This window comes from Mycobacterium sp. NS-7484 (genome assembly GCF_001953975.1).
Taxonomy (GTDB): domain Bacteria; phylum Actinomycetota; class Actinomycetes; order Mycobacteriales; family Mycobacteriaceae; genus Mycobacterium.
Genome location: NZ_MBEJ01000007.1, coordinates 24683 through 49245, shown reverse-complemented (window position 1 = coordinate 49245; position 24563 = coordinate 24683). Strand labels below are relative to the sequence as shown.

General features: G+C 66.9%; 23 protein-coding genes. 8 read left to right on the top strand and 15 right to left on the bottom strand.

Going from position 1 to position 24563, the window contains the following annotated elements; all coding sequences use genetic code 11:
• Position 1: 1 nt before the first annotated feature.
• Genes A5733_RS01055 through A5733_RS01035 form a run of 5 tightly spaced genes read right to left on the bottom strand, consistent with a single transcriptional unit; the run spans position 2 to position 6527 of the window.
• On the bottom strand, positions 2 to 1309 hold the full coding sequence (locus A5733_RS01055) for an LLM class flavin-dependent oxidoreductase (protein WP_067764954.1): 1308 nt from the start codon (positions 1307 to 1309) through the stop codon (positions 2 to 4).
• Positions 1306 to 3054, bottom strand: coding sequence for an FAD-binding protein (locus A5733_RS01050; protein ID WP_076238829.1), 1749 nt, complete (start codon positions 3052 to 3054; stop codon positions 1306 to 1308). Before A5733_RS01050 ends, A5733_RS01055 begins: the two co-directional genes overlap by 4 nt.
• Positions 3055 to 3065: 11 nt before the next feature.
• A complete protein-coding gene (locus A5733_RS01045) occupies positions 3066 to 3989 on the bottom strand; it encodes a 3-carboxyethylcatechol 2,3-dioxygenase (RefSeq protein ID WP_233152587.1) in 924 nt (307 codons plus the stop codon).
• Positions 3946 to 5619, bottom strand: a complete 1674-nt coding sequence (locus A5733_RS01040) for a bifunctional 3-(3-hydroxy-phenyl)propionate/3-hydroxycinnamic acid hydroxylase (RefSeq protein ID WP_076238747.1) — start codon at positions 5617 to 5619, stop codon at positions 3946 to 3948. Before A5733_RS01040 ends, A5733_RS01045 begins: the two co-directional genes overlap by 44 nt.
• Positions 5616 to 6527 (bottom strand): alpha/beta fold hydrolase, encoded by a 912-nt coding sequence (locus A5733_RS01035; RefSeq protein WP_076238746.1) that lies wholly within the window; start codon positions 6525 to 6527, stop codon positions 5616 to 5618. The genes A5733_RS01040 and A5733_RS01035 overlap by 4 nt, the downstream gene beginning before the upstream one ends.
• Positions 6528 to 6657: 130 nt before the next feature.
• On the opposite strand from A5733_RS01035, the gene A5733_RS01030 reads away from it, so the two are divergent.
• A complete protein-coding gene (locus A5733_RS01030; RefSeq protein WP_067764966.1) occupies positions 6658 to 7383 on the top strand; it encodes an IclR family transcriptional regulator in 726 nt (241 codons plus the stop codon).
• A gap of 14 nt (positions 7384 to 7397) precedes the next feature.
• On the top strand, positions 7398 to 9011 hold the full coding sequence (locus A5733_RS01025; RefSeq protein ID WP_076238745.1) for an FAD-dependent oxidoreductase: 1614 nt from the start codon (positions 7398 to 7400) through the stop codon (positions 9009 to 9011).
• A gap of 8 nt (positions 9012 to 9019) precedes the next feature.
• On the opposite strand, the gene meaB is transcribed toward A5733_RS01025, so the two are convergent.
• On the bottom strand, positions 9020 to 9889 hold the full coding sequence (gene meaB, locus A5733_RS01020; RefSeq protein ID WP_076238744.1) for a methylmalonyl Co-A mutase-associated GTPase MeaB: 870 nt from the start codon (positions 9887 to 9889) through the stop codon (positions 9020 to 9022).
• Between the two features lie 11 nt (positions 9890 to 9900).
• A complete protein-coding gene (locus tag A5733_RS01015) occupies positions 9901 to 11061 on the bottom strand; it encodes a thiolase family protein (protein WP_076238743.1) in 1161 nt (386 codons plus the stop codon).
• Between the two features lie 79 nt (positions 11062 to 11140).
• Here A5733_RS01015 and A5733_RS01010 point away from each other — a divergent pair, with 79 nt between their 5' ends.
• On the top strand, positions 11141 to 11905 hold the full coding sequence (locus A5733_RS01010; protein WP_067764978.1) for an SDR family NAD(P)-dependent oxidoreductase: 765 nt from the start codon (positions 11141 to 11143) through the stop codon (positions 11903 to 11905).
• Between the two features lie 91 nt (positions 11906 to 11996).
• Positions 11997 to 12782, top strand: a complete 786-nt coding sequence (locus A5733_RS01005; protein ID WP_076238742.1) for an SDR family NAD(P)-dependent oxidoreductase — start codon at positions 11997 to 11999, stop codon at positions 12780 to 12782.
• Between the two features lie 75 nt (positions 12783 to 12857).
• Here A5733_RS01005 and A5733_RS01000 read toward each other — a convergent pair whose 3' ends face one another.
• Genes A5733_RS01000 through A5733_RS00985 form a run of 4 tightly spaced genes read right to left on the bottom strand, consistent with a single transcriptional unit; the run spans position 12858 to position 16892 of the window.
• Positions 12858 to 13622 (bottom strand): enoyl-CoA hydratase/isomerase family protein, encoded by a 765-nt coding sequence (locus A5733_RS01000; protein WP_076238741.1) that lies wholly within the window; start codon positions 13620 to 13622, stop codon positions 12858 to 12860.
• 4 nt (positions 13623 to 13626) lie between these two features.
• On the bottom strand, positions 13627 to 14718 hold the full coding sequence (locus tag A5733_RS00995; RefSeq protein ID WP_076238828.1) for an acyl-CoA dehydrogenase family protein: 1092 nt from the start codon (positions 14716 to 14718) through the stop codon (positions 13627 to 13629).
• Positions 14705 to 15535 (bottom strand): acyl-CoA dehydrogenase family protein, encoded by an 831-nt coding sequence (locus tag A5733_RS00990; protein ID WP_076238740.1) that lies wholly within the window; start codon positions 15533 to 15535, stop codon positions 14705 to 14707. Before A5733_RS00990 ends, A5733_RS00995 begins: the two co-directional genes overlap by 14 nt.
• Entirely contained in the window at positions 15513 to 16892 is a 1380-nt protein-coding gene (locus tag A5733_RS00985; protein ID WP_083665928.1) for a class I adenylate-forming enzyme family protein, read from the bottom strand. Before A5733_RS00985 ends, A5733_RS00990 begins: the two co-directional genes overlap by 23 nt.
• A 152-nt stretch (positions 16893 to 17044) precedes the next feature.
• Here A5733_RS00985 and A5733_RS00980 point away from each other — a divergent pair, with 152 nt between their 5' ends.
• Entirely contained in the window at positions 17045 to 17356 is a 312-nt protein-coding gene (locus A5733_RS00980; protein ID WP_076238738.1) for a 2Fe-2S iron-sulfur cluster-binding protein, read from the top strand.
• Between the two features lie 55 nt (positions 17357 to 17411).
• Here A5733_RS00980 and A5733_RS00975 read toward each other — a convergent pair whose 3' ends face one another.
• The 4 genes from A5733_RS00975 to A5733_RS00960 form a co-directional block, all read right to left on the bottom strand.
• Positions 17412 to 18473: a CaiB/BaiF CoA-transferase family protein gene (locus A5733_RS00975; protein ID WP_076238737.1), complete on the bottom strand. Its 1062-nt coding sequence runs from the start codon at positions 18471 to 18473 to the stop codon at positions 17412 to 17414.
• A 73-nt stretch (positions 18474 to 18546) separates the two neighbouring features.
• Positions 18547 to 19503 (bottom strand): LLM class F420-dependent oxidoreductase, encoded by a 957-nt coding sequence (locus A5733_RS00970; protein WP_067764999.1) that lies wholly within the window; start codon positions 19501 to 19503, stop codon positions 18547 to 18549.
• A gap of 1 nt (position 19504) precedes the next feature.
• Entirely contained in the window at positions 19505 to 19927 is a 423-nt protein-coding gene (locus A5733_RS00965) for a cobalamin B12-binding domain-containing protein (RefSeq protein ID WP_067765002.1), read from the bottom strand.
• Entirely contained in the window at positions 19928 to 21517 is a 1590-nt protein-coding gene (locus A5733_RS00960; protein ID WP_067765005.1) for a methylmalonyl-CoA mutase family protein, read from the bottom strand.
• A gap of 269 nt (positions 21518 to 21786) precedes the next feature.
• On the opposite strand from A5733_RS00960, the gene A5733_RS00955 reads away from it, so the two are divergent.
• The 3 genes from A5733_RS00955 to A5733_RS00945 are packed head-to-tail and all read left to right on the top strand — an operon-like array spanning position 21787 to position 24427.
• Entirely contained in the window at positions 21787 to 22635 is an 849-nt protein-coding gene (locus A5733_RS00955; protein WP_076238736.1) for an NAD(P)-dependent oxidoreductase, read from the top strand.
• Positions 22632 to 24128, top strand: coding sequence for a class I adenylate-forming enzyme family protein (locus A5733_RS00950; protein ID WP_076238735.1), 1497 nt, complete (start codon positions 22632 to 22634; stop codon positions 24126 to 24128). Before A5733_RS00955 ends, A5733_RS00950 begins: the two co-directional genes overlap by 4 nt.
• Positions 24125 to 24427, top strand: a complete 303-nt coding sequence (locus A5733_RS00945; RefSeq protein WP_076238734.1) for a hypothetical protein — start codon at positions 24125 to 24127, stop codon at positions 24425 to 24427. The genes A5733_RS00950 and A5733_RS00945 overlap by 4 nt, the downstream gene beginning before the upstream one ends.
• Positions 24428 to 24563 lie beyond the last annotated feature (136 nt).

Sequence of the window (24563 nt, the reverse complement as noted above, 5' to 3'; positions counted from 1 at the left end):
GTCAGCCGGCAGACTCTCGAGAAGCCTTCTCCGCCTGGGCTGCCTTGACCCGGCCCTCGTTGATCTCGGCCATCGCCTCGGGGATCTCACCGGCGGTGAACTTGTCGCGACCGGTCGGCAGACCACCGAAGGCATAGGTCTCATCGAACAGCGGGGCATCCGACGGCCGGCGGCGCGATTCGACCTTCTCGATCACCGGCTCCAGCCGCTTCGCCTTGTCTGCCACAGCTTTTGCGTCTCGCTCGATGAACTCGGGCAGGATCTCCTTGCCCATGATCTCGATGGACTCCATGGTGCCCTCGTGGCTGCGCGGGTTGAGCAGCAGGATGATCTCGTCGACCCCGCTGGCCTCATAGGCCCGCAGGAATTCGCGCACGGTGTCGGGCGAACCGATGGCGCCGCGGCCGGGACCATAGGCCAGCGTCGGATCTTCCTTGACGGCCTGCTCGTAACGCTCCCACACCTTGGTGCGGCCGGGGGTGTGCATACCGGTCAGGTAGTAGTGCATGATCCCGAAGGAGAAGAACCCACCACCGATTCCGAGCCGCTTGAGCGCCTCCTCGTCGGAGCGCGCCACCATCATCGACAGGTCACCGCCGATCGCCAGGATGTTGGGGTTGATCGCCGGGGTGACCGGGGCGCCCTGCTCTTCGAATTCCTTGTAGTAGCCGTCGACTCGCTCCTTGAGCGCTTCGGGTCCGGTGTAGGCGAAGCTCAAGGCACCGATTGCCTTCTGCGCGGCCATCTGCACCGACGACGGGCGGGTGCACGCCACCCAGACCGGCGGGTGCGGCTTCTGCAGTGGCTTGGGGATCACGTTGCGGGCCGGCATCTCGACATGCTCGCCCTTGAAACCGGTGAACGGGGCCTCGGTCATACAGCGGATCGAAACCTCAAGAGCTTCCTCCCACATCGTGCGCTTGTCCGCCGGGTCGATGTCGAAGCCGCCCAACTCGGCCACCGAGGAGCCCTCGCCGGTGCCGAACTCCACGCGCCCGTTGGACAGGTGGTCCAAGGTGGCGACCCGCTCGGCGATGCGGGCCGGGTGGTTGATCGGCGGCGGCAGGTGCATGACACCGAAACCGAGCCGAATGTCCTTGGTGCGCTGGCTGGCTGCGGCCAGGAACATCTCCGGAGCCGTGGAGTGGCAGTACTCCTCCAGGAAGTGATGCTCGGTGAGCCAGACGGTGGAAAACCCCGCCTTGTCGGCAGCCTCCACCTCGGTCAGGCCGTGCTGGAACAGCTGATGTTCGTCGTCCTCCGACCACGGCCGGGGCAGCGGGAACTCGTAGAACAGCGAGATCTTCATCGGTTTCCTCCTGAGGGATTGCTGACGGTGTCCTGGACGTGTTGGTTGGCGGCGGTCTGGCCGGCGATGTGTCTGGCGGCGACGTACCCGAATGTCATGGCCGGGCCTATCGTCGCCCCCGCACCGGCGTAGCTGCGGCCCATCACCGCCGCCGAGACGTTGCCCACCGCGTACAAGCCGCTGATCACGGTCTCGTCGGCGCGCAGCACCCGCGCCTGCTCGTCGGTGCGTAGGCCACCCGATGTCCCGAGGTCGCCGAGAATGATCTGAAAGGCGTAGTACGGCGGCTTGCCGAGTGGACGCAGGTTGGGATTCGGCAAAGTCGGGTCGCCGTAATAGTTGTCGTAGGCGCTGTCGCCGCGGTTGAAGTCGTCGTCGTGCCCGGTGTGCGCCAACTGGTTGAACCGCTCGGCGGTGGACCGCAGATTCTGCGCGGGCACGCCGATCTTGCCGGCCAGCTCATCCCAGCTGTGCGCCTCGACCACGACGCCGGAATCCAGCCAGGCTGCAGGCACCTTGCGGCCGGTGGGAACCGGCGCGAACGGAATCTTGGGGATGGGCAGGTGACCGGCCACCACATACCGGTGGAACGAGTCGATGTCGGTGATCAACCAGCACGGGATGTGGGTGGTGCCCGATTGCTGTCCCTTGATCATGGCGTGAGCGAAATCCATGTACGGCGCGGCCTCGTTGATGAACCGCTTACCGTCCCCGTTGACCACGAACTGCGACGGCATCATGCGCTCGTTGAGCATGAACTGCAGCCGGCCGTCGGGCCAGCAGATGGCCGGGAACCACCACGCCTCGTCGAGCAAATCGGTGGCGCCGCCCACCTTTTCGCCGGCCCGGATACCGTCACCGGTGGCCGCCGGGTTGCCGAAACTCCAGTCCTTGTCCAGCACCGGCAGGTGCTCCTTGCGCCAGGCCATGTCATGGTCGAAGCCACCAGAGGCCAAGATGACTCCGCCAGTGGCCCGGATTTTGACCGGGCGCCCGTCTTTTTCGACGACTGCGCCCACCACCGCGCCGTCGGAGTCGGTGATCAAGGAGGTCATCGGGGCGTCCAGCCACAGCGGGATGTCATGTTGTTTGAGTGCCAAGCGCATCCGGGCGGCCAGGGACTGGCCGATGGCCGCCATCCGGTCGCCGAACACCCGGGCCCTCACCATCCGCCAGATCAGTTTGAGCAGTACCGCCTTGCCGCGCCAGTTCTGCCGGATCTGGTAGAAGAGCCGAAGATCCTTGGGGGCGAACCAGATTCCCTTGGGTGCCAACGCCAGGGGCGCGAGCAGTTCCTGTTCGTGCTCGCCGAGCTTGCGCAGGTCGATGGCCGGGACGTTGATGGTGCTGCCCTGTGGGGAGCCGCCAGGCAGTTCGGGGTAGTAGTCGGCATAGCCGGGCTTCCAGACGAACTCGAACCAGTCGCTGTTGCGCTCGAGAAAGTCCATCATCTCCGGCGCGGCCTCGACATACTTGCGCAGACGGGCGTCGCTGACAGTGCCCTCGGTGATCTGCTTGAGGTAGTCGAACACCCCATCCGGGGAGGGCACGTAGCCGGCTCGGCGCTGTGACGGGGCCCCGGGTACCCAGATCCCACCTCCCGACAGGGCGGTGGACCCTCCGAAGTAAGAGGACTTTTCGACGACGAGCGTGTCGAGGCCGGCCGCGTCGGCGGTCAGCGCCGCCGTCATGCCGCCGCCCCCGGAGCCGACGACGAGCACGTCGACTGTCTTGTCAAATGTCATGGTGTCTGAGGTCATACTGCGATTCCCACCGCCGTCCTGATTGCGAATCCTGCGATCAATTCCGGTGCCGCCCGGTAGAAGTGGTTCCCGGTCCGGTACGGCCCGTTGGCTGCCAACGCCGCGAAAGCGGCTACCCAGGTCCGGATTTCGTGTGCCGAATTGCCCCCTTCGGTGGCGATGAAGCTGTTGGACCAGCCGTCCAGGTCGGTCAGTCGGCCCTCGTCGAAGATCTCCAGCAGGCCGTGGTCCCATTCGGGGTTCAGCGGCCGCAGCGCGCTGTCGCCGCGGGCGAAATCATGAGCGGCCTGGCTCACGGCGGTTTGGCGGGCCATCCGTTGCTCGGTGGTCATCGGGACACCGTGCACGATCCGGTCCAGCGCGGCCGGCGGCGCGGTGGCCAGCGTCGGCACCGGCGGATCATGCGAGAGTCCACCGGAACCCAGCACCAGTACCCGCTTGTCGAGGGTGGCCAGATAAGCACCGACGGCGGCGCCGAGCGCACGGGATCGCGACAGCGGACCGAGCGGCGTGGCGACCGAGTTGATGAAGATCGGCACGATCGGGCGCGCGGTCGCCGCACCGAACAGTTCCTGCAAGGGCTGCACGGTGCCGTGGTCGACGTCCATGCTCGTCGAGATCGCGATGTCGACGCCCTGCTCCCACACTGCCTCGGCACACTGCTGGGCGATGTCGCCGGCGACGTCGAGCGCACCTTCGTGCGTCCCGTAATCGCCCACCCCGGCCGCGGCGGTGCCGATGCAGAACGGCGGCATCAGCCGGTAGAAGAACCCGTTGTAGTGGTCGGGGGAAAAGGTGACCACCAGCTCCGGGTCGTACTCCGCCACGAATTCACGAGCATCGGCGACCGCAGCTCTGATCTCACCGAGGAGGTCAGCTGACGGTCCCGGAAGATTCAGCAGTGGGCTGTGGGACATACAGCACAGGGCTACTGGCACCGTTCACTCCTCCCTCCACGTGCAGAACCTCGAACAGGGCGGTACTGAGTTCGGGGGCGCGCTGAGCGATGTCGGCCCCGGCGATGCACCGGTCCGGCCGCAGCACCAGGACCGATTCGGTGTGCCCGTCGAACCAGGATTTGAGTGCTCCGGCACGGTCCCCCACGATGACCACGTCATCGTCGTCGGGGTCGTGTCCGGTCCAGAACAGCTGGGTCTGCGGTCGGGCGGCGATGAACTTCGCGCCCAACGCTTTCCACCGCCCGAAGGCCTCCTCGCCGAGAAGCGCGCGGGGGTTGTTGTTCCAGCACAGCACGGCGAAGTTCAGCCCGATCACGTCGTCGAGCAGCACGTTGGACTGCTCGCGGGTGTCCACCCGCGGCTGGATGAACAACGTGCCGGCGGGTGAGTCCGCCGTCGGCGGCTTGGGGTGGTAGACCGCGCCCTGGTCGTAACGCGGCATGGGCTTGAACCGCATCTCCAGCACATACCGCTTGAGCGCCGGCACCACCGAGGCACTGCGAATCAGCTTGTCCCGCAACACCGCGACCTTGCGGTTGGTCGGCGAGATGACCCGACCGACGAGAGTGGACAGATCGATCATCGCCCGGGCGTGCTTGCGCCGCTCGGTGTCGTAACTGTCGAGCAGGGCGTCCCCGGCCTGGCCGTTGATCACAGCGGCCAGCTTCCAGCCGAGATTGGCTGCATCCCGGATCCCGCTGTTGTATCCCTGCCCCTGCCACACCGGCATGAGATGCGCGGCGTCCCCGGCCAGCAGGAATCGGCCCTTGCGGAAGTTGCCGGCAATCCGCGAATGGTGGGTGTAGACCCGGCGCCGGATGACGTCCACCTTGTCCGGATGCGGCACGAACGGTGCCAGCAGGCGGGCGACGAACTCGGGATCCTCGGCCTGCTCGTCGGTTTCGTCGGCGTGGATCATGAACTCGAATCTCCGGATGCCGTGCGCGATGGAGATCGAGGCATACGGCCGGTCCGGGTCGGCGCCGACCTCGCTGTTGGGATGTCCGAGCGGATCGTTGGCCAGATCGACGACCACCCAGCGGGTGGCCGACGTGGTGCCGTCGAACGACACCCCCATGAGGCGGCGCGTGGCACTGCGCCCGCCGTCGCACCCGATGACGTACTGCGCCTGTACCGCAGGCACATCCGGACCGAACGCGACGGTGACCCCGTCGGCCGACTCGGCGGCCGACTCCATCCGGCGTCCCCAGGCCACCTGCACGTGCTCGAACCGGTCCAGCCCGGCCAGCAGTTGCGCGTCGACCAGCGGTTGGACGAACCCGTTGCGTTTGGGCCAGCCGAATCGCGCGTCCGGAGGCGCCATCTCGGCCAGCAGCCGACGATTGCCGTCATAGAAGCGCAAGATCTGGTTGGGCACGGTGTGCGGCAGGATCGCCTCCACCAGTCCGATGGACTGGAAGGTACGCAGCGATTCGTCGTCCAGTCCGACGCCGCGCGGATAGTCGATGAGGGTGTCACGTTCCTCCACGACCAGGGTCCGAACACCCTTGATACCAAGGATGTTCGCCAGGGTCAGACCTACCGGCCCGGCCCCGACGATGACGACGTCGACCTGTTGGTCGGTCACGAGACGCGCCCCAGCAGGAAGTCCAGATGCAGCCGGTTGAACGTCTCGGGATCCTCGTACTGTGGCCAGTGTCCGCAGTCGGGCATCACCTCGAACCGCGCGCCGGGGATCATCGAGGCGATGCGCCGGCCCTCGCTGACGTCGGCGGTCGGATCGTCACTGGTCCACAAGACCAGGGTGGGCGCGGTGATCGAGCCGTATTCCTTCTCCCCCAGCAGGTTCCGGGCCCGGATCTCCGGGTCCTGCAGGGCCATGATGTCGCTCATCGCGGCGACGAAGCCGGGCTGACGGTACACGGCCTGCCGGCTGGCCACGATGTCGTCGTAATCCTTTGTCTTGTCGGCCATCAACCACTTGATGCGGGCCTGCACGGTTTCCCACGTCGGGTTCTCCGCAGCCGCCATCGATAGCGTGATGATCCGCTTCATCACCTCGGGGTCGGCCTGTGAGCCGCCGGCGGTGTTGAGCACCAACCTCTCGACGCGATCGGGGTGATCGGCAGCAGCCCGCGCGGCCACCCAGCCACCCAGGGACTCACCCGAGATGTGGGCGCGCTCCGCACCGATCGTGTCGAGAAATCCGATCAGGTGATCGACGTAGTGCGCTACCTCCAGCGGGTGGCCGGGCTTGTCGGTGTAACCGTGCCCGAGCATGTCGATCGACCATGTCGAGAAGTGCTCGGCGTGGGACTCCAGGTTGCGCACGTAGGCCTCGGCATGACCGCCCGACCCGTGCAGCAGAACCAGCACAGGCGATTTCGGGTCACCAGCGTGCAGATAACGAGTGCGAACCCCGCCCACATCGAGGTAACCCTGCGAGAACGCCACGCCCTGCAGATCGCTCCAGACGCTCTCGTGCTCGGTGGCCGAAACGGAACCGGATGCCGGCCCGGCGGCAGTGCTCGTCATGATGCCCTCTCCGGAGGTAGGGAGAATGAAGTTCTCCGAATTTGTAAGCACTTTGCTCATATAGCGCACATCAACGTGCATTATTATCAGAGCATCACTCTCGCGGTTCTATCTGTCAAGGAGGGGCGCGATGCCGGCCAAGGCAAGCCAGCCGCAGGACCCGTCGAAGACCGACGGCACCCCGACCGGGGCACCGGGTTCACAGACGCTGGCGCGGGGTCTGAGCGCGCTCGCGGCCATCGCCGCGGCGCCGACCGGGCTGACCGTTCAACAGGTCGCCGACCACGTCGGGGCCCATCGCACGATCGCGTACCGGTTGTTGGCCACACTGAGCCAATTCCGTTACGTGACAAAGGGTGAGGACGGGCGCTACCGCCCGGGCGCCGGGTTGGCGGCGCTCGGTTCGTCCTTCGACAACAACATGCGCGCCCTCAGTGTGCCGACTCTGCGCGCCCTCGCCGACGAACTGGGCAGCACGGTGTCACTCCTGGTGGCCGAGGGTGATCAACAGGTGGCCGTCGCGGTCATCGTCCCGACCCAGGTGTTCTACCAACTGTCCTTCCACGAGGGCAGCCGCCACCCGCTCGATCGCGGTGCGGCCGGCGTGGCGTTGCTGGCGAGCATGCCGCCACGTCCAGGCGAACGCGAACTGGTCCATCAGACCCGTGAGCAAGGCTGGGTGATCACCCACGGCGAGATCGAGCCGAACACGTACGGCCTGGCGGTGCCGGTGCGGCGGCGTCCGCCGTCGCCACCCACGTGCATCAACCTCATCTCCCACCGCGAAGACGTCGTACGCAGCGGCAAGGACGCGGTGGTGCGGGCAGCAAAAGAACTATCGGGGATCCTGTACTGAAAGGGCTTGAACCAATGAGCGATTGGGACGACGAGGTCGACGTCGTGGTGCTGGGCAGCGGCGGGGCCGGTCTCACCGCGGCGTTGACCGCCTCGGTCAACGGCGCCTCTGTGGCGATCTACGAGAAGGCACCCACGGTCGGCGGCACCACCGCGGTCTCCGGCGGCATCGTGTGGATTCCGGCCCACGACCGCAGCGCCGACGGGCCGCTGCCGGTCTCCGACGCAATCGAGTATCTGCAGGCCCAATCACTCGGCTACCTGGATGCCGACCTGGTGGACACCTTCGTGCGAACCGGTGCGCCAATGCTCGACTTCGTCGAGGAACACAGTGAGCTGCGCTTCGCGGTCGCCGAGGGCTTTCCCGACTACAAACCCGAACTGCCCGGTGGGCGCCCCGGGGGTGGCCGCTCGCTGAGTGCGGGCCCGGTGGACAGGGCCAAACTCGGCGACTGGAAAGACCGGATCACCTCCTTCCCAGCCGATTTCAGCAACGTCGGCATCGACGCGGAGACCCGGGCCCGCATCCACGCCGTCTACGACGATCCCGACGCCGACCTCTGCGTGGCCGGCACCGCACTGATCGCCGGCCTGCTACGCGGCCTGCTCGAGCGCGGTGTGCAACCGGTCACCGAAACCCGCGCGGTCGAGCTGATCGGTGACGCCGCGGGAATCGCCGGGGTGCGCCTGCGTGTCGACGGAGCCGACGTGCGGGTCCGCGCCCGTAGCGGCGTCGTGCTGGCCACCGGCGGCTTCGAGTGGGACGCCACACTGGTCGAGACCTACCTGCGCGGCCCGATGCGTGGCGCGGTGTCCCCGCCGAACAACACCGGTGACGGACTGCGGATGGCCATGGCCCACGGGGCCGACCTGGCGAACATGGGCGAGGCGTGGTGGGTGCCGATCGTGCAGATCCCCGGCGACACCATCGACGGGCATCCGCGCAGCCGCAGCGTGCGGCTGGAACGCACCCGGCCCCGCAGCGTCATCGTCAACCGGGCCGGGAAGAGGTTCCTCAACGAGGCGGGCGAGTACAACTCCATGGCCGGGGCCTTCCAGTACCTCGACCCCAAGCTGGGCTACGCTAACGACCCGGCCTGGATCGTGTTCGACTCGCTGCACCTGCAGCGCTACGGCTTCCTCGGCGTGGAACCGGGTGGCACCGTGCCGGACTGGTTCTGCGAATCGGCCTCACTCGCCGAACTCGGCACCAAGACCGGCATCGACTCCGAGGGCCTGGCCGAGACGCTGCGCCGTTGGAACGACAACGTCTCGCGCGAAGTGGACCCCGACTTCGGTCGTGGATCCAGTGCGTACGACGGCTACTGGGGCGACAATTCGGCCGCCACCCCGGCCGGCCAGACACTCGGACCGCTGGACACCGCGCCGTACTACGCGGTGCCGGTCAAGATCGGTGCCATGGGCACCAAGGGCGGACCACGGACCGACCGGGATGGCCGCGTCCTGCACGTCAACGGCGACTCGATACCGGGCCTGTTCGCCGCGGGCAACGCCATGGGCGGGGTGACCGGCAAGGCCTACGGCGGCGCCGGTGGCACCCTGGGCCCGGCGATGGTGTTCGGTTACCGCAGCGGATATACGGCGGCGACGGGCAAGTCGGTCAGCTGAGCCGCCGGTCAGTCGGCGAACAACTGCTCGGCAGCGGTGTACGGATCGGTGGTGCCGTCGGCCACGGCCGCGGCCAACCGGTCCAGCTCAGCGTGGTTGCGCAACAAGGTCTGTGCCAGGGACAAGATCTGGGTGCGGGCCCGGGCGGTGCGCCGTTGCCCGGTGTCGGTGCGATGATGCGCGTCGATGGCCTCGACCAGTTCGGCCAGACCCTCTCCTTGTGCCGCAACGAGTTTGAGCACCGGGACGCTCGCTTCGGTCCGCAGGTCCCGAACCGTCTGATCGGCGCCGTCCCGGTCGGCCTTGTTGACCACCACCAGGTCGGCAACCTCCAGCAGACCCGCCTTGGCTGCCTGCACGGCATCTCCGGCACCGGGGTTGAGGATCACCACCGTCGGGTCGGCGATCGCCGCGATCTCGATCTCCGACTGCCCCACCCCGACGCTCTCCAGCACGATCAGGTCATAGGCCAGTGCGGCCAACAGCCGGATCGCCGCGGGCACGGCGGCGGCCAGGCCACCGAGATGCCCGCGAGTGGCCACCGACCGGATGAGTACGTCGGGATCGTTGATATGGGCGGCCATCCGGATCCGATCGCCCAGCAGGGCGCCGCCGCTGTACGGCGAGGACGGATCCACCGCGAGCACAGCGACCCGCAGACCGCGCTCGCGATAGGCCCCGACGAGCGCCCCGACCGTCGTCGACTTGCCGGCACCGGGTGGTCCGGTGATGCCGATGACGCGCGGGGAGGCCGGTCCCAGAACCGCGAGAACCTCGTCGCGGCGGTCGCTTTCGACCAGGCTCAGCAACCGCCCGACGGCGCGTTGGGATCCGCCGCGGGCGGCGGTGATGAGCTCGTCGATGTTGTGATTCGTCATTACGGTCGACACTACGGCGAAGGCACCTCGATGACCGTCGCCGAGCCCATGCCGCCCCCGGCGCACATCGCGGCCACACCGATACCGCCACCGCGCCGGCGCAGCTCGTGAACCATGGTGGCCAGCATCCGCGCCCCGGTGGCCGCCACCGGATGGCCGAGCGAGCAGCCGCTACCGCTGACGTTGACGATCTCGGGATTGATGTCGAGCAGTTTGACGGTGGCCACACACATCGCGGCGAAGGCCTCGTTGATCTCGAACAGATCGACGTCTGTCAGCGAAAGCCCGGCGCGGCCAAGCGCTTTGGTGATCGCGTCGACAGGTGCCAGTCCGGTGGAAGCCGGGTCGACACCGACAGAGGCCCACGATTTGATGGTGGCCAGGGCCGGTAGGCCGAGCTCGTCGCTGGCGATGGTCAGCAGTGCCGCGGCGTCGTTGGCACCGCATGCATTGCCGGCGGTGATCGAGAATCCCTCGATCTCGGGATGCAACGGCTTGAGCGCGGCCAGTTTCTCCAAGGTGGTGTCACGGCGGGGATGCTCATCGGTGTCGAACAGGCCGTGTGGCGTATCGATCGCGACGATCTCCTCCTTGAACCGACCCTCATCGATCGCCGCGATGGCCTTGCGGTGCGAATCCAGCGCCCACTGGTCCATCTCCTCACGGCTCACGCCGGCCTTGACCGCTGCGTTCCAGCCGACCGTGATCGACATGTCCATGTTCGGCGCGTCGGGCCGGTCCGGGTGCGTGGGCGGGAACCAGTTGACCCACTCGGCATCCTTGGCGCTGCTCGCGGCTCGCATGAAGCGCGGTGAGGTGGACGCCGAGTTCACCCCACCGGCCAGGACCAGCCGGTCCATTCCGGCCCGGATGCCGGCGGCCGCAGTCTGCACGGAGGCCTGCCCGGCGGCGCAGTGCCGGTTGTTGGCCAGGCCGGGCACTGTGGTCAGCCCGGCGGTGATGGCGGCATGGCGCGCGACGACGCCGCCGCCGTAGAGGCCCTCACCCAGAATCAGGTCGTCGATCTGGTCGGTGAATTCGGCCGGGATGGTGTCCAACGCCGCCCGCACCATGTGATCAGCCAGGGTATATGCGTCCGTATCGCGCAGCGTGCCCTTCTTGGCCGTACCGATGGGTGTGCGTAACGCGGACACGATGACGGCTTCGGGCATTGATCGGCTCCCTGGTTAACACGATATGAGAATGTTATTCTCGCAGCCAGAGAGTCCTAGTTGCAAGAAGGGGAACCATATGCAAATCGCCGGTAGCTCCGCGATCGTCGTCGGCGGTGCGGGTGGCCTGGGGGAAGCAACTGTCCGTCGTCTCCAGGCCGCGGGCGCGAAGGTCGTCGTCGCGGATCTGGCCGACGAGAAGGGCGCGGCCCTGGAGAAGGAACTCGGCGTGCGGTATGTGAGCACCGACGCCACCTCCGAGGAATCAGTGCTCGCGGCCATCGCCGAGGCCGAAGCCCTCGGCCCGCTGCGCATCTCGGTGGACACCCACGGCGGGCCCGCCAGCGGCGGCCGGCTGGTGGGTAAGGACGGCTCCCCGCTGGACCTCGACGGCTTCAAGAAGACGATCGAGTTCTACCTGACCGCCGTGTTCAACGTGATGCGGTTGTCGGCCGCCGCGATCGCCAAGACCGAGCCGTTGGAGGAGGGTGGCCGCGGCGTCATCGTCAACACGGCCTCGATCGCCGGTTACGAAGGCCAGATCGGCCAGCTGCCCTATTCCGCCGCCAAGGGCGGCGTACTCGGCATGACACTGGTGGCCGCGCGCGATCTGTCGCCGTTGGGAATTCGGGTGTGCACCATCGCGCCGGGCACGATCAACACACCGGCCTACGGCAAGGCCGCCGATCAACTGGAACAGTACTGGGGTCCGCAGGTGCCGTTCCCCAAACGCATGGGCCGCTCGACCGAATACGCCCAGCTGGCACAGAGCATCATCGAAAACGACTACCTCAACGGCGAGATCATCCGCCTCGACGGGGCGTTGCGCTTCCCGCCCAAGTGATGGTGGCGGTGTTGCCCCCGTCACTGGCCGAGCGTGCGTGTCTGCCGGTGGAAACGCCGGTGCTGAGCAGCATTTCGGGCACACTCGACCTATGACGAACGTGGCCGAAACGTCGACTCACGGCGACGCGACATCCGAAAGTCTCGACGGGAAAGTCGCCTTCGTGGCGGGAGCCAGCCGCGGGATCGGCGCCACGATCGCGGCGGCGTTGGCCGCCGAAGGCGCCGCCGTGGCCGTGGCCGCCCGCTCCGAACAACCCGGTAAGCTACCCGGCACCATCGGATCGGTGGCTGAGGCCATCAACGCTTCGGGCGGTCGGGCGCTGCCGGTCGCCTGCGACGTCACCGACGAGCAATCGGTGAACAAGGCTGTGGCCACGGCGGTTTCAGAGTTCGGTGGGATCGACATCCTGGTGGCCAATGCCGGCGTGCTGTGGCTGGGGCCGGTCGAGACCACGCCCCTCAAGCGCTGGCAACTGTGTCTGGACGTCAATCTCACCGGGGTGTTCCTGGTGACGAAGGCCGTCATCCCCGAGGTACGCAAACGCGGCGGTGGCTCGCTCATCGCGATCACCACCACCGGAGTCGACATGATCGAGCACGGCTCGAATGCCTATTGGGTGTCCAAGTCCGCTGCCGAACGTCTCTACCTCGGCCTGGCCGCCGATCTGCGCGGCGACAACATCGCCGTCAATTGCCTGAGCCCGTCACGCGTGGTGCTGACCGAAGGCTGGCACGCCGGCGGCAGCGGGTTGAAGATCCCGCCCGAAATGGTCGAGCCGCCCGAGGCGATGGGCCGCGCCGCCGTGCGGTTGGCGGGTCAAGATGCCGGCGGTGTCACCGGTACCGTCCAGCGTTCCGAGGCGCTCACCTTCTGACGCCGAGCAGACGCAAAACCGCACATTTCCGCTGGGAAATGTGCGGTTTTGCGTCTGCTCGCGGGGAAACGGAACTCAGTTCTTGGCGATCAGGCCGTCGACGATCCGGTTGAAGTCCGCCGTGCCGAACGACACGTACTCGGCGAGGTTGGCGTAATCCAGCGACGCCATCACCTGCTGTTCCAGTTGGATGTTCATCAGCCGCTTGGTCGCCTCGACGGCCTGCTTGGGCAGGTCGATCAGCTTCTTGGCACAGGCGATCGCCTCCGAGAGCGGGTCGGCCACAACATGATTGGCCAGGCCCAGCTCCAGGGCCCGCTGCGCTTTGATCCGCACACCGGTCAGCGCGAACTCCTTGGCCTGCAACAGGCTGATCTGCGAGCCCCACACCAGCGGACCGCCATCGGCGGCCACCAGACCGATCTGCACGTGCGGATCGGCGAAGTGCGCGGTCTCGGCCATGTAGACGACATCCGACAGCGCGGCCAGGCTGCAGCCCAGCCCGACCGCCGGACCGTTCACGGCCGCGATCACCGGGATGCGGCAGCGCACCATGCCGATGACGAGGTCACGGCCGTGCTTGATCGTCTTCTGCCGCAACGCTTCGTCGCGCCGAAGCTCGTCGAGGTAGTTGAAGTCACCACCGGCCGAGAATGCCCCCCCGGCACCGGTGATCACCGCGGCCCGCGCGTCCGCGTCCTCGTTGAGCTCCTCCCAGATCCTCGCCAGCCCGACATGCAGGTTGTCGTTGACGGCGTTGAGCGCGTCCGGGCGGTTCAGCGTGATGATGCGCAGGGCTCCGTCGGCCTGCACATCGATTTCGTCTGGCATTCCGTACATGTGGTCAGACCCCCAGTCCGAGGATTCGAGAAGCGATGATGTTCTTCTGGATCTGTGACGTGCCGCCCATGACGCTCTGCGCTCGGCTGTAGAGGTATGCGCTGAGCAGTTCGGCGTCCGTCGTCCCCGTCACCGAAAGTGCGGCGTGCCCGACGGACTGCTCGACCCAGGTCATCAGCAGCTTGTCCAGCGAGCCGTCCGGGCCGTGCTTGAGCCCGTCGAGTTGTTCGGACAGTCGCCGGCGCACATGCAGCCGCAGCATCTCGGCCTGCACCCCGGCCCACGCCAGATCCTCCGGCACCTTGCCGTCGCCGACACGGGAAGCCATCTCGCGCACCAGCTTTCCGTACCGGGCCGAGTACCCCAGGGTCGACGGTTCCCGCTCATGGCTGACGACGGTCATGGCCAGGCGCCAGCCGTCGCCGGGTTCACCGACCATGTTCGCGGCCGGCACGACGGCGCCGTCGAAGGCCACCTGCCCGAACTCGGTCGTCACACCGTTGATCATCTGCAGCGGCCGCTGCTCGATGCTGTCCTGGTGCATCGACACGATGAACGCCGAAATGCCTTTGTGTTTGGCCACATCCTTGTCGGTGCGGGCCAGCACCAGACACCAGTCGGCCACGTCGGAGTAGCTGGTCCAGATCTTGTGCCCGGTGATGATGTAGTTGTCGCCATCACGGACCGCGGTGGTGGTCAACGACGCCAGATCCGAGCCCGCGCCCGGCTCCGAAAAGCCCTGGCACCAGCGCTCGGTCCCGTTGATCATCCCCGGCAGAAACCGCTGCTGCAGCTCCTTGCTGCCGTGGTGCCCCAAGCCGACGACCAGGTAGCCCAGGCTCGGGCGGGGCGGGGCGCCGGCGCGGGCCAGCTCCTCGTCGACGATGACGTCATAGACCGGCGGCAGATCCTGGCCACCGAATTCCTTGGGCCACGAGGTGCCGAAAAAGCCTGCGGCGTAGAGGGCCTGGTGCCACTCCCCCATCCGGGCCCAGTAATCGTCACCGGACGCCTTGAAGGAGGCGGCGTTGTCAGCCAGCCAGGACCGCAGCCGGTCGCGGAAGGCTGCTTCCTCGGTTGAATCACGAAAGTCCAAGATCACTGACCTCCAAGTCCTCTAACTTGACGGGCCACAACTCGGTGGCCACGAGCACCCGGCGCAGGAATACGTGCGCCAGGCATTCCCAGGTATTGCCGATACCGCCGTGCACCTGGATCGCGGTCTCGCACACCGTGCGTGCGGCTCGAGCGCAGTAGACCTTCGCGATCTTGCCGGCCCGCACCGCTTCCTCGGCCGGCAGTTCGTCAACGGCCCACGCCGCATGACGCAGCACGCTGATCGACCCCTCGATCAAGGCCAACCCCTCGGCCAGCAGATGCGCGATGGCCTGATACGAGCCGATCGTGGAGCCGTACTGCTCACGAACTTTGGCGTAGTCGACGGCCAGCGCATGTGCGCCGCGGGCGGCACCGACCAGATCGGCGCTGGTGGCCGCCAACGCCAAAGCCTTCCAGCGCAGCGCATCTTCGGCCGACAACTCCCCGAGTTCGGCCGGCGATTCCACCACGCCCACCGTGCTGTGGGTCAGATCCACACCGGCGGTGGCGGCCTCGTCGACTCCGACCGGAACCGCCCGGTCCAGGCGACGACTCAGATCATCGGCGAGCACCGGCCCGAGGAACGGCACGTCGACCAGGCCGCGGGCGAACTCCTCGGCGATGATCGCCACTTCCACGCCGGAGGCCCCGTCGGACCGCAGGGTGCGCCATTCTGTCGCGGCGACCGTGCTTTCCAGCCGGGAAATCCGGCCCTCATCCGCCAATTCTCCGACCGCATCCGGTCCGAGGTCATCGGCCAGTTTCGCTGCGGCCTCTCGCAGCTGCTGCTGTTCAGACGTCAGACGAACGTCCATGCCGCTCCTTCAGCACTCGTCGCAATACCTTTCCGGAAGGTAACCGCGGTATCTCGGTTACGAACTCCACGCGGCTGGGCCGCTTGTACGAGGCCAGCCGCTCGCCTACCAGGTCGATGAGCTCCTCGGCCGACACCGCTGAGCTTGTCCTCACGGCGGCCACCACGGCCTCGCCGTCAGCCGCATCGGCCACGCCGAACACGGCACAGTCGTCGACCGAAGGATGCCCGTGCAGCACCGCCTCGACTTCGGCCGGCGCGACCTGAAATCCGCGGACCTTGACCATCTCCTTGGAGCGGTCGGTGATGTGCAGGTAACCGTCGTCATCGAGGTATCCGAGGTCACCGGTGCGGTACCACCGGTCGCAGAACGCGTCGGCCGTGGCTTCGGCGGGAAGGTAGCCGGCCATCACCGACTCCGACCGCACCTGGATCTCGCCGTCGTCGCCGATGCGGACGTCGACGCCGCGTACCGCGGTGCCGACGGTGTCGATCCGTGTGGCGTGCAGCGGATTACAGGCAATCACCGGGAGTTCGGTGGTGCCGTATGCGGTCAGCCATCGCACCCCGGCCCGCTCGGTGACGGTCTCGGCGACACTGCGGGTCACCGGGGTGGCACACCACATCACGTAGCGCAGCGAGGACAGATCGTAGCGTTCCAGCTGCGGGTGGCCGGCCAGAGCCAACGCTATTGGTGCCACAGCCATTTCGATCGTGATCCGGTCGGATTCGATGTGCCGCAACATGGTGTCGACGTCGAAGCGGCGGTGCAGCCGCATCCACGCGCCGGTGTCGAGCACCATCGCGATGTTGAGCAATCCGAGAATGTGCGACGGCGGCGTCATGATCTGCATCCGGTCGGCACTGGTGAACCCCAGCGCGTCGCGCCAGTGCTCGATGGCCGCGGCGAATCCGCGATGGGTGTGCCGCACCGCCTTGGGCAGGCCGGTGGTTCCCGAGCTGAAGACGAACAGCGCGTCGGAGTCCGGGTCAGGGGCGTCGAACTGCCGGAGGCCGGGTGTGATCGGCTCGTCCAGGTGCAGCATCGACATCTGCGCTGCCAGCACGTCGTGGTCACCCACGGCATGGCCGGGCGCGGTCAGCGCCAGGACGTGGGCCACCTCGGTCGATTTCCAAGCCGGGCTGATCAGCACGGCCGTCGCCCCCAGGCCCCAGATCGCCCGCAACGCGACGACGAACTCCGGACGGTTGGACGACATCATGGCCACCCGATCGCCGGCGCGCACCCCTCGATGTTCCAGCGTGGTGGCCATCCCGCTGGTCAGCGCGTCGAGATCGGCCAACGTGTACTCGATGTCGTCGAAGGCGAGCACGGCGCGGGTATCGGTGACAGTCACCGAATTCGACCCCGCTGGCACATCGCACCGACCTTTCCGTGAAGACTGCCAAGTGAGTCCCGGCGAACACCTCAGCCGGGTCGAGAGGATACTATCATTTATGGAGAATGGTATTCTCTCTAAGTCAGAATGATAGTGCACAGGGGAGTCACATGACCGCAGAACCGATGGCCGGCAGCGACGCGGACGGCAAGGTCACCATCGTGTTCGACCGTGAGCAGTTGTCCGTGCCGCGCAGACCCGGCGAAACCCTCCTGGAGAGCGCGCGTCGCGCCGGTATGACCCCGCCGTTCTCGTGCGAGGCCGGCAACTGCGGCACCTGCATGGCAAAGCTCCTTGAGGGCACCGCCACCATGCGCGTCAACGACGCCCTCGACGACGACGAGGTGACGGAAGGGTACGTACTGACCTGCCAGGCCGTCCCGGACTGTGACGCGGTGACGGTTTCCTACGACGAAGACTGAGCGCGTGGCCGGTGACTGCGCCGGTTTCCACCGCAGGGTCGCAGAATCCAAACGATCATGACCCTGGTGCAGAAACCGGCGACGGCTGTCCATACTCGTCGAACGCCGGTGCAGGCCGGTAGTCCGGCGTGTAACCGGAGACGTGCACCGGGGTCCCCACCAGCCGAAAGTCCCCCGCCGTCACCAGCATCTCGGGTGTCGCCTCCAGGGCCTGCGGCAGCGTACGCACCGCGGCCGCCGGGATTCCCAACGGCTTGAGCCGCGACTCCCAGCCGGCGGCGGTATCGGTGGCCAACGCCGCCGTCACCACGTCGAGGACCTCGTCACGACGCGCGGCCCGTTCGGCCATGGTCTCGAAACCGTCGATTCCGGCTTCTCCGGCGAAGGACTTCCAGAATCCGTCGTGGGTGACGAACAACGCGAGGTAGCCGTCGGCGGTCGGGAACAGCTGTGCCGGAACATAATACGAATGCGCACCGTACGGGTGGCGGCGCGGCTCGACACCGTCGTTGAGGTAGGCCGCCGCCCGGTAGTTCAGTTGCGAGAGCATCACGTCGCGCAACGAGACATCCACCTGGCCGCCCTCGCCCGAGACGATCATCGCCAGCAATCCCAGCGCGGCGGTCAGCCCCGTGGAGTTGTCCGCCGACGAGTAGCCCGGCAGCGTGGGCGGACCGTCCGGGTCTCCGGTCATCGCCGCCACGCCCGTGGCGGCCTGGATGACGTAGTCGAAGGCCGGGTCATCTCCCCCGTCCAGCCCGAAGCCGGTCATCGCGACGCAGACCAGCTTGGGGTTGACGCGGCGCAGAGTTTCGTAGGTGAGACCGAGGCGGCGGATCACCGACGGCTTCATGTTGACCAACAACGCATGCGAATCCGCCACCAGCTCATGCAGTTTCGCCTGACCAGCTTCCGAGGCCAGGTCCAGGCAGATGCTGCGCTTGCCGCGGTTGAGGCTCGCGAAGTAGCTGTCGCTCACCTGTCGGGAGATCTCTCCACCCGGCGGCTCGACCTTGATCACCTCAGCGCCGAGATCGGCCAGCATCATGGTGGCGTAGGGCCCGGCCAGCATGACGCCGACCTCGATGATGCGGATACCCGCAAGAGGGCCCGTCATTTCGCCGAGACTACGGTTTTTGGCGTGATGGGGCCGAGAAGTCGCCACAAAGCGTCGTTTCGGCGATGGCGGGTCATCGCACGGCCTTGGCGAGTTCGGCGATCACCTCACGCGTCCGGTACTTCGATGCGATCAGCTCGTCACGGGTCTCCCCGATCGGCAGCAACCGCACCGACAGATCCGTCACACCCGCATCGGCGAACTGCTTGAACCGTTTGAGGATGGATTCCTCATCCCCCGCGGCGCACAGGTCCCCGACATTGCGGGCCTCACCCCGATCCAGCAACCGCTGATAGTTCGGCGAGGTCTCGGCCTCGGCCAGGATGCGGTTGGCCCGCTCCTTGGCCGCCTCGATCTCGGAGTTGGCGCACAGCGTGACGGGGATGCCGGCGACGATACGCGGCGCGGGCTTTCCGGCCTCCGCGGCGGCCTTGTTGATCTTCGGTGCGATGTGCTCGCCGATCGCCTTCTCGTCGGCCATCCACAGCGAGGTACCGTCGGCGTGTTCACCGGCGATCTGCAACATCACCGGGCCGAGCGCGGCCACCAACACCGGCATCGGGGTTTCTGCGCCGAGCGCGGTGGGGTTGTGCACGGTGAAGTGATCGTTCTCGACGTCGACCGGACCGGGCCCGGCAATCGCGGCATTCAACACCTGCAGATAGTCACGCGTGTAGGCGGCCGGCTTGTCGTACGGCAGGCCGAGCATGTCCCGGATGATCCAGTGGTGCGACGGCCCCACCCCCAGAGCCAACCGGCCGTTGGAAATGGCGTGCACCGAAAGCGCCTGCCGGGCAAGGGCAATGGGATGCTGCGCCTGCAGCGGTACCACCGCGGTGCCGAGCTCGATCCGGGTGCTGTGCGAGGCCATCAACGCCACCATGCTCAGCAGGTCGAAGTCGTCGGGCACCTGCGGCATCCAGGCCGTGGCCAGACCCGCAGAGTCGGCCCACTCGATATCGGAGACCAGCTTGGAGACCTTGCGGGCCATATCGCCGCGCTCGGCCCCGATCATCACACCAAGGCGCATGTCAGTTCGCTTTCTCGGTCAGGGCACGAACATCGGTCACCAGAGTCTCCAGCGAGGTACCGGTCGGGAAGACCGCAGCCGCACCGGCATCCAGAAGCTTCTGGACGTCGGACTGAGGGATGGTGCCACCGACGACGACGGCGATGTCCCCGGCGTCGGCCGCCCGCAGCGCCTCGACAGTGCGCGTGGTCAGCGCGACGTGTGCCCCAGAGAGGATCGAAAGGCCCACCAGGGCAACGTCTTCCTGCAGCGCGATCGACACGATGTCCTCGATGCGCTGACGGATGCCGGTGTAGATGACCTCGAATCCGGCGTCACGCAGGGTACGTGCGACGATCTTGGCGCCGCGGTCATGACCGTCGAGCCCCGGCTTTGCGACAAGCACTCGGGCCGGGCGGGCTTGGGTGGGAGCGGATTCAGCCATCTAGAACACCACCGGCTGCTGGAACTCGCCCCACACCGATTTCAACGTCGACACCATCTCTCCCACTGTGCAATACGCGTTGGCGCAGTCGATCAACCGGTGCATCAGGTTGTCGTCTCCTTCGGCACCTCTGGCCAACGCGGCCAATGTTTCTTTGACCGCGACGTCGTCACGTTCGGCCTTGACCTTCGACAGTCGCTTGAGCTGCAGATCGCGCCCCTCGGCGTCGAGTTCGTACGTCGCGATGTCGGGTGCGGGCTCGTCGACGACGAACTTGTTGACCCCGACCACAGGCCGGGCCCCGGACTCGGTCTCCTGGTGGATCTTGAACGCCTCGTCGGCGATCAGGCCCTGCAGGTAACCGTCCTCGATGCACCGGACCATCCCGCCGTGCTTCTCCAGGTCGTCCATGATCTCGATGATCTTGGCCTCGGTGGCATCGGTGAGTGCCTCGACGAAGTACGACCCGCCGAGCGGATCGGCCACCTTCGTCACCCCGGTCTCGTAGGCCAGGATTTGTTGGGTGCGCAGCGCCAACGTGGCCGACTCCTCCGACGGCAGCGCAAACGGCTCATCCCAGGCCGCGGTGAACATCGACTGCACACCGCCGAGCACGGCGGCCATGGCCTCGTACGCGACGCGCACCAGGTTGTTCTGCGCCTGAGGCGCATACAGCGACGCACCGCCGGCCACACAGCCGAAGCGGAACATCGAGGCCTTGTCCGTGGTGGCGCCGTAGCGTTCCCGCACGATCGTGGCCCAGCGACGACGGCCGGCCCGGTACTTGGCGATCTCCTCGAAGAAGTCACCGTGGGTGTAGAAGAAGAACGAGATCTGCGGGGCGAACTTGTCGATCGTCATCCGGCCGCGCTCGACGACGGTGTCGCAGTAGGTGACGCCATCGGCCAGGGTGAACGACATCTCCTGGATGGCGTTGGCCCCGGCGTCGCGGAAGTGCGCGCCGGCCACCGAGATCGCGTTGAACCGCGGCACCTCGGCGGCACAGAACTCGATGGTGTCGGCGATCAGCCGCAACGACGGCTCCGGCGGCCAGATCCAGGTACCGCGGGAGGCGTACTCCTTGAGGATGTCGTTCTGGATGGTGCCGGTGAGTTTCTCGCGCGGCACACCTTTCTTCTCCGCCGCCGCGACGTAGAACGCCAGCAGGATGGCCGCGGTGCCGTTGATGGTGAAGCTGGTGCTGATCTTGTCCAGTGGGATGCCATCGAACAGGATCTCGGCGTCGGCCAGGGTGTCGACGGCGACGCCGACGCGGCCGACCTCTTCGCCGTACTCCTCGTCGTCGGAGTCGTAGCCACATTGGGTCGGCAGGTCCAACGCCACCGACAGGCCCGTACCGCCCTGATCGAGCAGGTAGCGGTATCGGCGGTTGGATTCCTCGGCGGTGCCGAAGCCCGAATACTGGCGAAACGTCCAGGTCTTGCCGCGGTAGCCGGAGGCGAAGTTGCCGCGGGTGAAGGGATAGGTCCCCGGCGCCGGCGGCTCGACCGCACGGTCACTCGGTCCGTAGACCGGTTCCAGCGGAATACCAGACGGAGTCTCTACCGGAGGGACAGGTTGCTCGCTCATCAGTGGATAACGTACTTGCTAAAAATGAGAATGCCAATACCGCACAGGGGAAATGTGGGGCGTGTACTGGCCGGGAACGCTGCGACCTGCGCCCCGAGGACCCGTGCCGCCGGTGCCGAACCGATGTGGTGAAGCGACGATTCCAAGGGCGCCGCTCGACCCGATTACGAGACTTGCTAAAAATGAGAATGCCAATACCATTTGGGTACGGTTGACAGTACCGTTGACGACGGCGCAACAGCGGGTTGCTGCGCTCGACGAGGAGGACCATGTCCAGCCAGCAAGAGTCATTCACCGACCGCACGCTGGTCGTGTCCGGCGGTAGCCGCGGAATCGGCCTGGCCATCGCGCTCGGCGCCGCCCGCCGCGGGGCCAACGTCGTGCTGCTGGCCAAGACCGCCGAGCCCCATCCGAAGCTCCCCGGCACCGTTCACACCGCGGTCGCCGAGGTCGAGGCCGCCGGCGGCAAGGGCGTCGCGGTGGTGGGCGACGTACGTAAAGAAGAGGATGTGGCCCGCGCCATCGAGACTGCCGTCGAGCACTTCGGCGGCGTCGACATCGTGATCAACAACGCCAGCGCCATCGCCACCGAACCCACCGAGGCCCTGTCGGCCAAGAAGTTCGACCTGATGATGGACATCAACGTCCGCGGCACGTTCCTGCTCACCAAGGCCGCGCTGCCGTACCTGCGCAAGTCCACCAACGGGCAGGTCCTGACGCTGGCCCCGCCGATGAATATGAACCCCTACTGGCTGGGCGCCCACCCGTCCTACACCTTGTCCAAGTACGGCATGACGCTGCTATCTCTTGGCTGGGCATCCGAATATGCCGATGCGGGCATCGGTTTCAGCTGCCTGTGGCCCGAGACCTACATCGTCACCTCCGCGGTCACAAACCTTGCCGACGGGCAGAACCTGGCGCAGTCCTCCCGCAAGCCCGAGATCATGGCCGACGCGGCCGTGGAGATCCTGTCGCGCCCGGCCGCCGAGGTGAACGGCAAGACATTCATCGACTCCGAGGTGCTCACCGAGTCCGGCGTCACCGACCTCTCGCGCTACGGCGGCGGGGACAATCCGATCATCGACATCTTCATCGACGCGCCGGGGCAGGGCCTGTGAGCATCTCACTGCTGCTGGAGATGGCGGTATCGGGCGGGCCCGACCGCACCGCCGTCGTGTCCGACGACCTCCGTCTGACCACCCAGGAGGTCAGCGACCTGGCCGACGGCGGTGCCGGCGTCATCGCCGCCTCCGGGGCCGCGCACGTGGCGTATGTGGGCACCGGCGGCGCGCTGCTGCCACTGCTGCTGTTCGCCTCCGCGCGCGCCGCCGTCCCGTTCACCCCGCTCAACTACCGGCTGAGCCGGGACGGTCTGCACGAGCTGATCGAACGCCTGCCCGATCCCCTGGTGGTCGCCGACGCCGAGTACGCCGACGTGGTCGCCGGAGCGGGCAAGCAGGTCATCACCTCTGACGAATTCCTCGCCGCGGCACGCGAAAACGAACCTGCCGCCGAATTCGCCGACCCCGACGCCGTCGCGGTCGTGCTGTTCACCTCGGGTACCACCTCACGTCCCAAGGCCGTCGAGCTCACCCACAACAATCTGACCAGCTACATCACTGGAACCGTCGAATTCGCCTCTGCGGCAGAGGAAGACGCGGCGCTGATCTGTGTTCCGCCGTATCACATCGCCGGCGTCAGCGCGGCCATGTCGAACCTGTACGCCGGCCGCAAGATGGTCTACCTGCGCCACTTCGACGCCGACAGGTGGGTGCAGCTGGTCCGCACCGAGGGCGTCACGTCCGCCACCGTGGTGCCGACGATGCTGGATCGCATCGTCACCGCCCTCGAGGCTGCCGGCGTCGAGCTGCCCACCTTGCGCAACCTGGCCTACGGCGGCTCGAAGGTGGCGCTGCCCCTGGTCCGCAAGGCACTGCAACTGCTGCCGAACGTCGGCTTCGTCAACGCCTACGGCCTCACCGAAACCAGCTCCACCATCGCCGTTCTCGGCCCCGACGATCACCGCGAGGCGCTGGCGGCCGAAGATGCGGCTGCGGCCCGCCGGCTCGGCTCCGTCGGCCAGGTGGTGCCCGGTATCGAGGTGCAGATCCGTGCCGAGGACGGCACTGTGCTGGGCGCCGGGGAGACGGGTGAACTGTTCGTCCGCGGCGAGCAGGTGTCGGGTCGTTACACCGACATCGGATCGGTGCTCGACGCCGAGGGCTGGTTCCCCACCAAAGACGTCGCCATGCTCGACGAGGCCGGCTACCTGTTCATCGGCGGGCGTTCCGACGACACCATCATCCGCGGCGGGGAGAACATCGCCCCGGCCGAGATCGAGGACGTGCTCGTCGAGCATCCCGAGGTCCGCGACGTAGCCGTCGTCGGCCCCGAGGATCCCCAGTGGGGACAGATCATCGTGGCGGTCGTGGTTCCGGTCGAGGGCACCTCACCCGACCCCGACGCGTTGCGGGATCATGTCCGCAAGCAACTACGCGGATCGCGCACCCCGGACCGGGTGGTGTTCCGCGACGAATTGCCCACCAACCCGACCGGCAAGGTCCTGCGCCGCCAACTCGTCGACGAACTCGTCTCTAAGGAGCCAGCATGATCAAAAACGGTACCCGCCTCCAGAGCCAGGTGTGTGACACCCAGGTGATCGTGGTGCGCAGCGCCGACAGTCTCGACGATCTGCGTGCCGGCGGTGTGGCCATGATCCCCCTCGATGCCGAAAAGGACTCCGGCGCAACGCTCGACCCGGCGTTTTCCGACGGCAACCTGATGGGCAAGCGCTACGTCGACGAGGGCGGTGCCGAGGTGCTGGTCACCAAGGCCGGCGCCGGCACCCTGTCGATCGGTGACACCGCGCTCAGCCTCAAGGAGGCCAAGCCGCTGCCCGCCAGCGACTAGGTCGGCCGCGGGTCTTCCGGATGAATCCCGCATAGGTGCGGCGCGACGCGCCTGGACGTCGGAGGCCGTCGCATCTGGACGCCCAGGCAACTATCCCTTTCAGCACGCTGTGACGAGTGTGTACCTTCTCGAGAAA

Bases quoted from the DNA above. Each gene is read 5' to 3' on its own strand.
- A5733_RS00945 (WP_076238734.1), top strand. From the start codon at position 24,125: ATGATCAAAAACGGTACCCGCCTCCAGAGCCAGGTGTGTGACACCCAG.
- A5733_RS01050 (WP_076238829.1), bottom strand. From the start codon at position 3,054: ATGACATTTGACAAGACAGTCGACGTGCTCGTCGTCGGCTCCGGGGGC.
- A5733_RS00970 (WP_067764999.1), bottom strand. From the start codon at position 19,503: ATGCGCCTTGGTGTGATGATCGGGGCCGAGCGCGGCGATATGGCCCGC.
- A5733_RS01015 (WP_076238743.1), bottom strand. From the start codon at position 11,061: ATGCCCGAAGCCGTCATCGTGTCCGCGTTACGCACACCCATCGGTACG.
- A5733_RS00960 (WP_067765005.1), bottom strand. From the start codon at position 21,517: ATGAGCGAGCAACCTGTCCCTCCGGTAGAGACTCCGTCTGGTATTCCG.
- A5733_RS01030 (WP_067764966.1), top strand. From the start codon at position 6,658: ATGCCGGCCAAGGCAAGCCAGCCGCAGGACCCGTCGAAGACCGACGGC.
- A5733_RS00955 (WP_076238736.1), top strand. From the start codon at position 21,787: ATGTCCAGCCAGCAAGAGTCATTCACCGACCGCACGCTGGTCGTGTCC.
- A5733_RS01005 (WP_076238742.1), top strand. From the start codon at position 11,997: ATGACGAACGTGGCCGAAACGTCGACTCACGGCGACGCGACATCCGAA.
- meaB (WP_076238744.1), bottom strand. From the start codon at position 9,889: ATGACGAATCACAACATCGACGAGCTCATCACCGCCGCCCGCGGCGGA.
- A5733_RS00980 (WP_076238738.1), top strand. From the start codon at position 17,045: ATGACCGCAGAACCGATGGCCGGCAGCGACGCGGACGGCAAGGTCACC.
- A5733_RS00965 (WP_067765002.1), bottom strand. From the start codon at position 19,927: ATGGCTGAATCCGCTCCCACCCAAGCCCGCCCGGCCCGAGTGCTTGTC.
- A5733_RS01025 (WP_076238745.1), top strand. From the start codon at position 7,398: ATGAGCGATTGGGACGACGAGGTCGACGTCGTGGTGCTGGGCAGCGGC.
- A5733_RS00975 (WP_076238737.1), bottom strand. From the start codon at position 18,473: ATGACGGGCCCTCTTGCGGGTATCCGCATCATCGAGGTCGGCGTCATG.
- A5733_RS01010 (WP_067764978.1), top strand. From the start codon at position 11,141: ATGCAAATCGCCGGTAGCTCCGCGATCGTCGTCGGCGGTGCGGGTGGC.
- A5733_RS01045 (WP_233152587.1), bottom strand. From the start codon at position 3,989: ATGTCCCACAGCCCACTGCTGAATCTTCCGGGACCGTCAGCTGACCTC.
- A5733_RS01000 (WP_076238741.1), bottom strand. From the start codon at position 13,622: ATGTACGGAATGCCAGACGAAATCGATGTGCAGGCCGACGGAGCCCTG.
- A5733_RS01035 (WP_076238746.1), bottom strand. From the start codon at position 6,527: ATGACGAGCACTGCCGCCGGGCCGGCATCCGGTTCCGTTTCGGCCACC.
- A5733_RS01055 (WP_067764954.1), bottom strand. From the start codon at position 1,309: ATGAAGATCTCGCTGTTCTACGAGTTCCCGCTGCCCCGGCCGTGGTCG.
- A5733_RS00990 (WP_076238740.1), bottom strand. From the start codon at position 15,535: ATGGACGTTCGTCTGACGTCTGAACAGCAGCAGCTGCGAGAGGCCGCA.